This window comes from Hymenobacter sp. (assembly GCF_036388155.1).
Classification (GTDB): Bacteria; Bacteroidota; Bacteroidia; order Cytophagales; family Hymenobacteraceae; genus Hymenobacter.
The window spans coordinates 24,598-37,525 of the sequence record NZ_DASVSI010000019.1; the positions used below are offsets into that span (position 1 = coordinate 24,598).

At 63.4% G+C, this 12,928-nt stretch carries 10 protein-coding genes; 3 read left to right on the forward strand and 7 right to left on the reverse strand.

The annotated features are described in order from the left end of the window. Positions 1–40: 40 nt before the first annotated feature. Positions 41–1,216 (reverse strand): esterase/lipase family protein, encoded by a 1,176-nt coding sequence (locus tag VF629_RS02835; RefSeq protein WP_331056936.1) that lies wholly within the window; start codon positions 1,214–1,216, stop codon positions 41–43. Between the two features lie 115 nt (positions 1,217–1,331). Between VF629_RS02835 and VF629_RS02840 the strand changes: the two genes are divergently transcribed. The 3 genes from VF629_RS02840 to VF629_RS02850 all read left to right on the forward strand — a co-directional run bounded on the left by VF629_RS02840 (position 1,332) and on the right by VF629_RS02850 (position 5,019). After that, entirely contained in the window at positions 1,332–1,718 is a 387-nt protein-coding gene (locus tag VF629_RS02840) for a hypothetical protein (RefSeq protein ID WP_331056937.1), read from the forward strand. Positions 1,719–1,916: 198 nt separating this feature from the next. Next, entirely contained in the window at positions 1,917–3,116 is a 1,200-nt protein-coding gene (locus VF629_RS02845; RefSeq protein ID WP_331056938.1) for an MBL fold metallo-hydrolase, read from the forward strand. A gap of 421 nt (positions 3,117–3,537) precedes the next feature. Continuing rightward, positions 3,538–5,019 (forward strand): di-heme oxidoredictase family protein, encoded by a 1,482-nt coding sequence (locus VF629_RS02850; RefSeq protein WP_331056939.1) that lies wholly within the window; start codon positions 3,538–3,540, stop codon positions 5,017–5,019. Positions 5,020–5,111: 92 nt separating this feature from the next. Here the strand turns inward: VF629_RS02850 and VF629_RS02855 are convergent, their stop codons facing one another. The 6 genes from VF629_RS02855 to VF629_RS02880 form a co-directional block, all read right to left on the reverse strand. Beyond that, positions 5,112–5,741 carry a flavin reductase family protein gene (locus VF629_RS02855; RefSeq protein WP_331056940.1) on the reverse strand — a complete coding sequence of 210 codons (630 nt, stop codon included), beginning with the start codon at positions 5,739–5,741 and terminating at the stop codon, positions 5,112–5,114. Between the two features lie 111 nt (positions 5,742–5,852). Then, positions 5,853–6,260 (reverse strand): DoxX family protein, encoded by a 408-nt coding sequence (locus tag VF629_RS02860; RefSeq protein WP_331056941.1) that lies wholly within the window; start codon positions 6,258–6,260, stop codon positions 5,853–5,855. A gap of 63 nt (positions 6,261–6,323) precedes the next feature. After that, positions 6,324–7,262 carry a proline iminopeptidase-family hydrolase gene (locus VF629_RS02865; protein WP_331056942.1) on the reverse strand — a complete coding sequence of 313 codons (939 nt, stop codon included), beginning with the start codon at positions 7,260–7,262 and terminating at the stop codon, positions 6,324–6,326. 194 nt (positions 7,263–7,456) lie between these two features. Then, on the reverse strand, positions 7,457–8,965 hold the full coding sequence (locus tag VF629_RS02870; RefSeq protein WP_331056943.1) for a M28 family peptidase: 1,509 nt from the start codon (positions 8,963–8,965) through the stop codon (positions 7,457–7,459). 221 nt (positions 8,966–9,186) lie between these two features. Beyond that, entirely contained in the window at positions 9,187–11,232 is a 2,046-nt protein-coding gene (locus VF629_RS02875; protein WP_331056944.1) for a S9 family peptidase, read from the reverse strand. Between the two features lie 69 nt (positions 11,233–11,301). Beyond that, positions 11,302–12,909, reverse strand: a complete 1,608-nt coding sequence (locus VF629_RS02880) for a serine hydrolase (RefSeq protein WP_331056945.1) — start codon at positions 12,907–12,909, stop codon at positions 11,302–11,304. Between the last annotated feature and the right edge of the window lie 19 nt (positions 12,910–12,928).

A 12,928-nucleotide genomic window follows, 5' to 3' on the forward strand; every position in this document is an offset into this window, starting at 1 on the left:
CAAGGAGTGTGGCCCTTTTTGGTGCGCGGCCGGGCACCCGCTACACCCACTGCTTGAGGTACTGAAGCACCTCCGGATGATTGAGCAAGTTGCCGTGGTGCTGCTGGCTAAACACGGCCGTGCGCACGCTGGCCCCCGCCGGTAGGGCGGCTTCGTCGCCGAAAGTGGCGTGGCCCCGCGCGCTGCCCTGGCCCACCAGCCCGTCGCCGAAATACTCCCGCAGGGCCGACGGCCGGGTGGCCCGCAGCCAGGAACCGATTAGAATGTGGTACTGCACGCCCGGCAGGGGCGGCACGGGCGTGCGCGGCGGCAGCAGGTCGTTGGCGTGGGCGTCCTGCCAGTCCTCGTCCACCAGTATGGAATGGCGCAGGTCCTTGATGCCGTTGCTGCGCTGGTTGAGGGCCTTGCTCAAAAAGCGCGTCGGAAACAGGTTGATGCGCTCCAGCAGCCGCGCCGTGAAGTGGGAGTTTTGCTCCAGCCACGAGCCGTCGTTGGGCGTACCCAGCAAGAATACCGAGCGCAGATGCGAGAGCCAGGGCGCGGGCGCTTCGCTTACTGAGGAACGAGGAACGAAGAAGGAGGAATTTTCTTCGAGTGGGGATGAAGATGGAGGCTGTTTTAATTCCTCATTCCTTAATTCTCCATTACGCGAAGCAGAATGCGAAGCGTAATGCCCGGCCGAGCGGATAATCAGCCCGCCCATGCTGTGGCCCACCAGCACCAGCTCGCCGATGGCGTCGGGGTAGGTAGTGACCAGCTCGGTAAGCAGGCGGCTGAGCTCGCGCCCGTTCTCGGAAAGGTGGCGCCCGGAATTGAAGCGGATGTAGAGGGCCCGCAGGCGCGCTTCTTCGGCCAGGCGCGGGCCGTAGCGGCGGTTGCCCGGCTCGTCCTGAAAGCCAGATTGCCAAATGAGCTCGTCGCCCATCAGCCCGTGCACGAACACCACGGTTTTCTGGTGCGGCTCGGTGAGGCGCAGGTCGGCCACGCGCACGTCCTGGCCGCCCCGCCGGAAGCTCATCTGGATGGCGCGGCGGTCGTAGCGGGCGGCCAGCTGGTCGCCGAGGGCGCCGTTGAGCACCGGCAGAAAAAAGTGCTGGTGGGCGCGGCCCGACCGCACCAGGTAGCCCGCTCCTTGCACGGGCAGCAGGGCCGCGCGCCCCATTGCGCCCAGGGCACGTCGGAAACGGGAAGGTGGTTTGGGGTCGGAATCGGGCATGAACACAGCGGCTAAAGGCGTAGCAGTAACCCGAAAGTAAGGCGACGGTTGGCTTCGGGTTGACCTTCCGCGCGAAATCCACGTACTTTGCAGGAGTTATTCCAAGCACCACTTCATGAAGCTTTCTTTCCGTCCCGCCTTGGCCTTATTGCTGGGCACCGCCCTGGCGGCCTCGCTTTCGTCCTGCGATTACCGCTGGACCCCCGGCGTCGATTCTCACTACGTCAACGATTTCAACAACCCTCCGGGTTGGCGCAATTTCGACGTGTACCGCGACAGCATCAACTACAAGCAAGTGACGCCCCCGCCCGGCGGCGTAGGGTCGGCCGCGGCCATCGAGCAGGGCACCGTGCAGGACCAGCTCAACTCGGCGCCCGCTGGCAAAAGCACGGCGTCGCCCCAGGCGGCCAGCGGCACGCTGGCCAGCCCCGACAAGTCGACCAACGGCGTGGGCAACCAGAACGACCAGCAGCAGCCGAAGTCCAATCCGCCGCAGCAATAATTTATTAGCCCAGCCATTCGAGCCCGCTACTACCTGAGTAGCGGGCTTTTTGCGTTTAACCCAAGCCCAACATTCCCACGGGGTTGGGCACGGAGAAGTCGGAAAATGGGCAACCCCGGGCGGGGCGGGGCGCGTAGTACCCGGATGTGGCCTGATTGCTTCAGTCGCGACTGTCTTTTTTCACCTTTCCCACTGTCCATGCTTTCCAACGATGCTACGCGGGCCAGCACCCCCGCTTTCACGGCCGTAGTGCCCGGTCTGAGCGTGTTACGCGACGTGTTTGTGAACCTGTACTACGCTTTTCAGCAAGACCAGCCGCAGGGCCCCTGGGTGCTGATTGATGCGGGCCTGCCGGGTTCGGCAGATAAAATCCAGAAACACGCGCATGAGTTGTTTGGGACCAGCACACCTCCCGTAGCCATTCTGCTCACGCACGGCCATTTCGACCACGTGGGGGCGCTGGATGGCTTGCTGGCGACCTGGCCCGATGTGCCCGTGTACGCGCACACGTTGGAGCTGCCCTACCTCACGGGCAAGTCTAGTTTCCCGCCGCCCGACCCCACCGTGGGCCGCGGCATGATTGCCTACCTCTCGTTTGCCTATCCCAAGCATCCCTACAACTTCGGCAGCCGCGTGCAAGCCCTGCCCGCCGACGGCAGCGTGCCCGGCCTGCCCGGCTGGCGCTGGGTGCACACGCCGGGCCACAGCTTCGGGCACGTGTCGTTTTTCCGGGAGCACGACAAGGTGCTGGTGGCCGGTGACGCCTTCACGACCGTGTTCGCCGAGTCCGGCACGGCCACCTACACCCAGAAGCAAGAAGTGCACGGCCCGCCCGCCTATTTCACCCCGGACTGGGACGCCGCCCGCGCCTCCATGGAACTGCTCACCCGCATGGAGCCCGAAGTGGCCGCCACGGGCCACGGCATTCCCATGCACGGCGCAACCTTGCGCCAGCAACTCGCCGGCTTCGTGCCCCGCTTCGACGAGCTGGCCCGGCCCAAAACGGGCCGCTACGTCCACCATCCCGCTACCGCCGACGGCGGCGGCGTGACTTCGGTGCCGCCACCCGTGGTGAAGCCTTGGCTGAAGGGCCTGGCGTTGGCGGGCCTGGCGCTGGGCGCGGTGGCCCTGGCCACCGCCGGCAACGGCAAGAAGAAGGGCAAAAAACGCAAAGGCATCCGCCAAAAAGCCGTTTCCAGCCAAGCCAGCGCGCGCACTGCCGACGGCTCGTACCGGGCCTGGTACCGCGACAACCCGGCCCCGTCCGGAGCTTCCGGGCCCGACTGGCAAGACCGCCGGCCCGGCGCCTACACCGACCACGAATCCAGTCCCGCCCCGCACGCCGACTCGCGGTATTCTGACATGAACGCCCGCCGCATTGAGACGCAGTATCCGTAGCAGCTCGGCTTCGCCTTGCACAAGAAAAGCCCATTTCAATTACTGCAATGGGCTTTTCTTGTATTAGATTAATTTAATAACAACTTGTGATTATAGATTAATTTAATAACAACTTGTGATTATCTATTGAATAGCAAAAAAGTAGAGTGGTGCTAACAAGTTATGGAAGGGAACGAGGGCAAAAATTGCTTCCTTCGGTTAGGCATATGCCAAGATTTCAATTGGCACATATGTGGTTGTGCTATATCTTTCGCCCGTCATAGGAACGCATTCGCAAACCTGGGGCACACCCTCGACCGAAATACACTGGGCCAGTGGGCTTGGCCCGTGTTTTCCTTGCGAGGCTGCTTGCTCCGCCTTTGGCGCAATCATTGACACAGGCTATCAACCATTTCCTTTTTATCCCTTTTTCAAATTTTGTATGCCCCAACCCCTTACTCTTCTAAACGAGCGAAGATTTCTTGGAACCGGTTTGCTGCTGAGCGCGGCGCTGGCACTGAGCAGTTGCGAAACTTCCGAGCAACAGGAGGAAACCATCCAGCCGATTGCCATCCACCAAAACAACTGGAATGACACCGACGAGCAATTGGTGCTGCACACCTTGCAAAGCGGACAGGCCGGCGGCGCCACCACGGTGCTCAACGCGGGCTTTGACGCCTTCAACCAGCCGGCCACCAACTTGACCGGGAGCAATGCGAGCGCCCACCAAGCCGGCAAGCAAACCTTCGACCTCACGTTTGACCTGGCGCTGCTGGACCCCATCTGGATTCAGGACGCCTGCTCCGACTGCCACGTCGGCGGCGGCCGGTCGCGCGCGCCGCGCGTGGGCACCAACAACGTGCCGCAACTCCTGTTCCGCCTGAGCATGCCGGGCCAAAACGAGCAGGGCGAGAACAACCCGGTGCCGGGCTTCGGCAACCAACTGCAGCCCGTGCACATCGACCCCGTGACCAAGCAGCGCGTGACCACCAACGGCCCCGAAGGCCAGGTGACGACGACGTACGTGGAAGAAACCCGCAAATTGAAAGACGGAGGAAGCGTCAGCCTGCGCCGGCCGTCCTACACGTTCAGCAAGCCGCTGCCGGCCGGGGCCGAGGTATCACCACGCATTGGCTCCAACGTAGCCGGTCTGGGCTTGCTCGAAGCCGTGTCCGAAGGCACCATCCTGAACATGGCGGCGCGGCAGCGCCAAGCCAACGCCGAAGACCCCAAACAAAACCCGGCTACGGGCCGGGTTAACATGGTGTGGGACTACACCACCAACAGCCGCCGCTTGGGCCGCTTTGGCTGGAAGGCCGGCCAGCCGTCGGTGCAGCAGCAAAACGCGGGCGCTTTCAACGGCGACATGGCCATCACCACGCCGCTGTTTCCCATTGAGCCGGGCGAGACCGCGCCCCGCGCCTCGGGCGTCGACCTGAGCACGGCAGAGTTGACGGCGGTAACCGCATTCATCAACACGCTGGGCGTGCCGGCCGTGCGCAACACGAGCGGCAACCAGAAAATCCTCAAAGAAGGCCTCACGCTCTTCCTCAAGGCCCAGTGTGACGCGTGCCACGTGCCCCGGCTGCAAACTGGCAACCTGCCCGGCTTCCCCGAGGTGTCGAACCAAGTCATCACCCCCTTCACCGACTTGTTGCTGCACGACATGGGGCCCGATTTGGCCGACAACCGCCCCGAATTCAACGCCAATGGCCAGGAATGGCGCACCGCCCCGCTGTGGGGCTTGGGCCTGAGCCAAGCCACTAGCGGCCACACCTTGCTGCTGCACGACGGCCGCGCCCGCAACGTGACCGAGGCCATTCTGTGGCACGGCGGCGAAGCGCAGCGTTCGCGCAAGTTTTTCCAAGAGGAAATGAGCGCACAGGAGCGCGAGCAACTCCTGGCTTTTATTAATTCGCTCTAGTTCTGGTTAATCAGTCGGCGTCAACGGCGCCCCGGCCTGTTAGGCTGGGGCGCCGTTGGCATTTGTGGGGGTGGGAAGCGGCCCGGGTTGGGTTACTGCGCCACCGGTTTCTGGCCCGGCCGGGCGTAGCCGTACCGCACCGGCGGCAACACCTCGTGGTAGCCATCAAGCCCCGTGATGCAGGAGTCGCCCAGCGCCACGAGGTCCAGCGTGCCGTCTTCGCGCAAGCCTTCTTCCCGCAAATACACGTGCTCCACGGTGCCCACAATCAGCACCGTGCCGTTGCTGATGGCGTGCTCTTCCAACCAGCGCATGCCAATGCTCAGGGGGCTCTCGGCCACGTAAGGCGCGGGAAAGTCGTCGCGGTATTCGGCCGTGAAGCCGCATTCGTCAAACTCAGAGACGGCATCGGGGAAGTCGGCCGAGGTGTAGTGGGCCTGGGCCGTGAGGGCCACGGGCACGTGGTTGAGGGTGTAGCAGCCGCTGCTTTTCAGGTTTTGGTAGGTGTGGCGGGGCACAGTGGTGGGCCGCGTCACGAGGCCAAGCAGGGCGGGGTCGGACCCGAGGTGCAGCACCGAGCTGAACACGGCCAGGTTGGTGGCGCCGTCGGGGGCGGCGGTGCCGATGAGGTTGGCGGGCTTGAAACCGGGCAGGCCGTTGATAAGGTTGAGGCGGTAGATGCGCTCGAAATTCTTGATGTCGGCGGCGGTGAGGTGGCGCATTCGGCAGTGATTAATGGTAAGCGGTTGGTGATTAATGAGTAGTGGTGAACGATTAGTGGTCAATGACTAGTGGTTGAAACAGATGGAACATTAACCGCTAACCACTAACCGCTAACCATTAAACGGCGTCCGGTCGAGGCACAGGCGGTTGTGCTGGCAATGCAGCAATAAGGCAAAAATGAACAGGCCGTAGAGCATCTGCGTGCCCACCGTGTCCCATTGCTCCAGCAAGCTGCTGCCAAACACCAGGCTCGTCATCACCAGCATGGCCGCCGCCAGCGCCGGCCGCGTAAACAGGCCCACAATCAGCAGCAGGCCGATGCCGCCTTCCACGAAGGGCAGCACGGTCGCGAATATTTCTACCAGCGGCGCGGGCAGCGGCGTGGCCGCGAACTGCTTCATCAGTCCTGCCTTGAAGCCGGCCAGCTTGGGCAGCCGCACCAGGCAATGGGTCAGGAAGTTTACGCCCAGCAAGAGCCGGCCCAGGACAAAGGCTAGTTCAACATTGGTTAATCTCATGGGCCGTATTCGGTAGGAAAAAAGGTGCAGCTGCTGAGCTTAACGTAAGGCGGCGGCCTGTGGCTACTGCTGGCGCAAGAATTCGCGCACCGTTCGGAAATAGACGTCGGGCACTTCCCGGTAGGCCGTGTGCGAAGCATTTTCGAACACCACCAGGCGCGAGTTGGGCGTGTGGCGCTGGAAATACGCCGTGGAGCCGGGGGTGGCTTCGTCGTAGCGGCCGCACAAGTAGAGCACCGGCAGCGTCAGCTTTTTGAGGTCGGCGGCCCTCGAGTAGTTCTTCATGTTGCCGGTCGAAGTGGTTTCGTTCTTGCCCCACATGGTTTCGTAGGCCTGTTTGCCTTCGCCTTTTTGCCAGGTAATCACGGCCGGGCGGTTGCGCCACACGTGCAGGCTGTAGTAATAGTCCACGGCCGCTTGGTACTGGCGGCGGCTCGCCGAGTCGGTGGCGTTTTCCAGCTTGAACGCGGCCTGGGTGGCGGGCGGTAACTCCGCCACGTAGCGCTGGGCGTCGGCAATCCAGCGCTTGGTGTCCAGCCAGGGGCTCGACTCAATTAGGCTAACGACTTGCGGCGGCTTCTTGGTCAATACGTATTCCGTGGCCAACGTCGTGCCCCAGGAATGGCCCAGCAGGTGCAGTTTGGGGTAGCCCAGGCTGCGCACCACGGCATCCAACTCGTCCACGTAGCGACCCAGGGTCCAAAGGCTGGGGTTGTCGGGCCGGTCCGACTTTCCGCAGCCTAACTGGTCGTAAAGAATCACCGGCCGCTCGTCGGCCAGCGCCGTAAAATTGCCAAAGGCGCCACTGCCCGAGCCCGGCCCACCGTGCAGCACCAGCAGGGGCACGCCCGGCTTGTCGGCCCCCAGCACTTGGTACCACACCTTGCCGCCCGGCACCGGTGTGTACCCTTCCTTGGTAACGGCTTGCGCCCGCAGCGTGAAAGCCAGCAGCCAGAAGCCCACCACCGCCAGCAAATGACGGTCGATTGCAGGTTTTTTCATTTTGTGATTGAATATCAGCTCGTCGTTTAGGGTCCAATAGCAGCCCGTCATGCTGAGCGCAGCCGAAGCATCTCTACTGCAGTAGTAGTCGTTTACTCTCGCGGGAGAGATGCTTCGGCTGCGCTCAGCATGACGTTTCTTTAGATGGGGCATCATGCTTGGGCACATCTAGTCAGCCCGGCTTCATTCTGGCGCTACCGTTCCAGCTTGAAGCCGGGCTCCCGGGCCGGCGCGGCGGTGCGGTTGGCCACGGCCCAGCCGGTGAGGTACATCCAGTTGGTCATGCGCGTGAGCTTGGCAAAGTCGATGGTCTTGGGTTCGTCGCGCGGCGTGTGGTAGTCCACGTGCAGCAGCGAGGTGTACATCACGGCCGGAATGCCCAGCCGGGCGTAGGGGAGGTGGTCGGAACGGAAGTACCAGCCTTCGGGGTGGGTGGGCTTGTCCCACTCGGTGTCGAGCTTGAATTTTGGGCCAGCTTGGTTGGCGGCCAGCGCGGTTTTCACCAAGTCGCTGGAGTTCAGGTGGGGCGGCGTCGAGCCCAGCAATGCGGCGCTGTCGGGCGCGTTGCGGCCCATCATCTCGGCATTCAGCACCGCCACAATGGACGCCTGCGGCACCGTGGGTTTGGCGGCGTAGTACGTCGAGCCGATGAGCCCGCGCTCTTCCGCGCCGTGGTACACAAACAAGGCCGAGCGCCGGGCCGGCTGCTGCTTGAAGGCCCGCATGATGGCCAGCAGGGCCGCGCAACCGGTGCCGTTGTCGTCGGCGCCGTTGTAAATCGAGTCGCCGGCCGTCGGGGCGCGCACGCCGTCGTGGTCCTGGTGGGTGCTGAACAGCACGTGCTCCTTTTTCAACTGCGCGTCGGTGCCGGGCACTTTGGCCACGATGTTCACCGACGGGTACTGGAAGCTTTCCACCTTCAGGTCGGCGGTGAACTGCTGGCCGGCTTGCTGGGCCCAGGCGGCGGCGCTGGCGGGCAGCCACACCACGGGCGGCGCGCTCACCACGCGGGTGCTGGCTGCGCCCGGCAAGCTGTAGCGGCCCCGCTCGTAAATGTGGCTCCAGTGCTCGTACAGGGCTTGCGAAGGCGCATCGGAAATGAACACCACCGCCACCGCACCGGCCTTAATCAGTTCGCCCGCCTGCCCGCTGAATTTGCCAAATACGTAGCGCCGGTAGCTGATGCCGTCGGTGGGGGCGCCCGCAATCTGCACGGCCACAGCCTTGCCTTTCACGTCCACCTTCGCCAGTTCCGCCGCCGAGCCCGTGCCCACGTACACCACCGGCGCGTTGACGGTGGCATTGGTGGGGGCCGTCACCACGCCGTCCTCGTTCAGCCTGATTTGGTGCGTACCGATGGTGAGCTTGCTGACCTTGGTGAGGCGCGTCCGTTGCAGGTTGAACCACTGAAAGTAGGTGCCGTCGTCGCCGGCCGGCTGCAGGCCAATGGCCCGAATCTGGTCGGCCAGCCACACGGAAGCTTTCAACTCGTCCAGCGTGCCGCCCTCGCGGCCCCGAAAATGGTCGCCGGCCAGCGCATACAAGTCGCGCTTGAGGTCCGCTTCGCGGATGGCGGCCTGGGCATTGGAGACTTTAGCAACGGATTTTGGGGCCGTTTTCTTTTGGGCCGAAGCCGCCAGGGGTGCGGCTAGCGCCAACCCAGCCAGCAACCAGTTGGAAGTCGTCTTGAAGAAATAATTCATGCAGGCAATGTAGATGAGAAACTAGAGAGGTTATTCGGAATGATACGCAACAGGGAAGGCAGAAAAGGTGGGGCTCGTCATGCAGAGCGTAGCGAGGAATCTCGTGTTTAGTGGCAACTCAATCGGTGAAATGAGTTATTAGAGGCACGCGAAATGCTTGGCTACGCCGGCCTTCGGTTCGCTGTGCTCTGCATGGCCGTTTTTTGTGATATCCCAAAACATTATTTATTAGGCCGGGCTGTGTCAGCCTTTTCCGGCTGCAAGTACTGGTCGAGCCACTCCACCCACAGCCGGTTCCATTCGGCGCTGCGGACGGGGTCGGAGGGCACGTGGGCTGAGATGGGGAAGGCCACGAAGCGCACCGGCACGCCGCGGTCTTGCAGGGCGTGGTACAGCTTGTAGGCATTGCTGATGGGCACCCGGAAGTCGCCCACGTTGTGCAGGATGAGGGTGGGCGTGCGCCAGCGGCCGACGCGCGAAATGGGCGATTGCACTTGGTAGCGGGCCAGGTTCTCGGGGCTGAGCCAGGGCGAGGGGCCGTAGTGCCCGGCGTTGGCTATGTTGTTGTCGCCGAGGTTGTAGCTGTCCAGCAGGTCGGTTACGGCCGCGGCGGCTACGGCGCACCGCCAGCGGCGCGACTCGCCCATGAGCCAGGCCGTCATGAAGCCGCCGTAGGAAGCGCCACTCAGCGCAATTCGGCTGGTATCGACCCAGCCGCGCCGTTCGAGCATGGCAATGCCGGCCAGCACGTCGCGCCCGGGCCCCGCGCCAGCATCTTCCCGAATGGCCCGCTGAAATGCATAGCCCAAATTGTCGCTGCCGCGGTAGTTGGGTTGAAACACCACGTAGCCCCGCGCCGCCACGGCCTGCCCCAAGCCGTAGAACGCGGCGCGCGAAGAATTGGAAGGGCCACCGTGCATCATCAGCACCAAGGGGTACTTTTTGGCGGGGTTGAAATCGGGCGGGTAAGTGAGGATGCCGTTGGGGCGCAGCTGGTCGGAAGTCCACTCTACGGCTTCCATGCGGCCCAGGGCCAGCGCGGCGGTTTCGTGGTTGAAATCGGTGAGGCGGCGCGGGGTGGCGGTGGAGGAGGCTAGGTGGTAAAGCTCCGCCGGGCGGTCGGGCTCGTTGGCGGTGATGGCCACCGCGTTGCCCCGGCCCACGGCCATTTCCACCCAGTAGCTGCCATTGGGCGAAACCGGGCCCAGCTTCAGCTTGCGGCTGCTGCCGTTCAAGCCCTGCTGCCAGATGGAGACGGTGGCCCCGTCGTTGCCGCCCACCCACAGGCTTTTGCTGTCGGCGCTCCACAACGCCCGCTGCAAGTTGCGGTCGAGCGGGCGGCAAAGGTGGCGGACTGCACCGCCCGCCGCCGGCATCACGTCAAACTCCAAGGACTCGAAATAGGGCGGCTCGCGCGGGGTTTGGTAGCTAATCCAGCGGCCATCGGGCGAATATGCCGGCAAGTCCACGCGGTTGGGCGTGCCGGGCAGTTCGCGCACCGTGGCCGTGGCTACGTCGAGGGTGCACAAGGCGGTTTGCTGGTCGCCGGTTTGCGGGCTAGGGCGTAGCACGCAGGCCAGGGTGCGGCCATCGGGGGCCCAGGCGAAGGGCGCGGAGGAATCATCGGGCAGGCTGCGTGGGCCGCTGGTGAGGCGCCGCGCCGGGGAGCTGCCGTCGGCGTTTATCACCCACAGGTGGTCGGGCGCGGGCGCGGCAGTCAGGGTCATGCTGCCATTGCCTACTTCGAAGCTGTCGTTGCCGCGGGCCAGCTCGGCGGCATTGGCGGGCGGGTCGGCCGAGGAATAGGCGAAAGAGCTGCCATCGGGGCTCCAGCTGTAGAGCTGCACGTTTTCGGCGGCCGTAGTTACTTGGCGGGGTTCGCCCCCGGCCACCGGCTGCACAAACAGCTGGGTGTGCGCGTCCTTGCCGGTGCGGGCCAGGAACGCCACCCGGTCGCCGGTGGGCGACCAGCGCGGCTGCTTCACCGTGGGCCGCCCGGCTACGAGCACCCGCTGGCGAGCGGTGGCTACCTCCACCAGCACCACCTCGGCGTCGTGGCGGTTGGTGGCCAGGTTTGCCCGCGACACCACCACCAAAATGCGCTTGCCGTCGGGCGACAGCTGCGGGTCGCTTACGCCCACGGTCTTGGCGATGTCGGCCAGTTCGAAGCGGCGCTGGGCCCAGCTAGGCCCGGCCGTTGCGCACATCAGGAGCAAGAGCAGCACAGCGCGCATGCGCAAGAGCAGCGCCGCAAACAACGATTTCATGGCAGACAATACAAGAATATCTGCGCTAAAGCTAAGCTGATTTTCTGGGGTGGGGCTACTCCCGCCGATTTACTCCACCCGCTGCAAGTCCAGGTCCTGGAAGTCGTAGCTAAAGTCGGCAGCCGGGGAAATAGCCTTCATTTTAAGCCCCGTCGCGCGGCCTTGCTCGTCGAGGTCGAAGGTGGCATAAGCGTCGGCGTTCAAGCTGCGCGCCTTCCAGCGCACTGCAAACGTGTTGCCGCGGTAGGGCAGCACCTGACCCACCAAGCGCGGGGCGCGCACGGCGCGGAGCCACAGCTGGTTGCCCTGCATGTACAAGTTCACATCGCCCAGCCAAGCGTCGTGATAGCGGCCCAAGTAAGCACTGTAGTTGGGTTTCTTGGGAGCTGCCTTCTGGGTCAGGGCCACTTGTTTCCATGTATCGGTCAGCACCTTGTCTGCCTCGCCATTGGCCGCCTGACGGTAGCCAAGCATCTCCTGTACACGGTCTTTTCCAGTCACGCCCAGGTAGTGGTCCAGGATAGAGTTTCCCACGGCTGAGAAAGCCAACCCATCTTCCTGGTTGGTTAATACGATGATGCCCAGGTGCAACTCGGGTACCAATTGCACCTTGGTCACCATGCCCACTTCGCCGCCCGTGTGCGACACTACTTTGTAGCCGCGCATGTCAGCCAAATCCCAGCCCAGGCCGTAGGCTGCAAAATGCGTGTTGTATTGGGTCGGACCAGGACCCACCCGCTTGAGGGTTTGCGGGCTCCACAGCTCCCACTGCGTGGCGGGTTTAATCAGTGATGCCGGTGCGCCCGGCCCGCCCAGCAGCATCAAGGCCCACTTGCTCAGGTCGTTCACGCTGCTGTACATGCCGCCGCACGCGGCAGCGAACGAGACCCGGGAGCGCTGAACGACCTGCACTTTGCCGTCAACCGGCCCGTGCCCGTCAATGAAATTGGTGGGGTCGGGGAGGCGGGAAAAGTACGTGGCGGTGCGCGTCATGCCCAGTGGCTTCACCAGGCGAGTTTCCACAAATTCGGCCCACGACTTACCTGAGATGCGGGCCACGACTTCGCCCGCTACGATGTACAGGTTGTTGTCGTAATCGTACTTGGTGCGGAACGACGACACCGGCTTGAAATAGCGCAAGTTGTGAATGACGTCCTTGACCGTGAAGTCGGTAGAGTCTGGAAAAAACATCAAATCGCCGGCGCCCAGGCCCATCCCACTGCGGTGGCAGAGCAAGTCGCGCACCGTGAACTCCGCCGTCACGTAGGGGTCGTACATCCGGAATTCGGGGATGTAATCGGTCACCTTGTCGTCCCAGCGCAGCTTGCCCTCGTCCACGAGCAGGCCCAGGGCAGCCGTGGTGAAGGCCTTGGTGTTGGAGGCAATGCCAAACAGGGTGTTGGCGTCCATGGGCTCATTGGTTTTCAGCGAACGCACGCCGTAGCCCTTGGCCATTACCACTTGGCCGTCCTTCACCACCGCCACGGAGATGCCCGGCACGTTAAAGCCCTTCAGCGTGCGGGCCACTACTGCATCCACGGCCGCCACATCGAGCGGAGCGGTGACAGGTGGTGCCGTTTGGGCCTGGGTTGCGCCAGGATGTAGCACGAAGGACAAACACAGTCCGGCCAGGAGCAAGGCGGGCCGGAAAGCAGTGAGCGTAACAAGTTGTACCATCAGAAGAATTTTATAGATG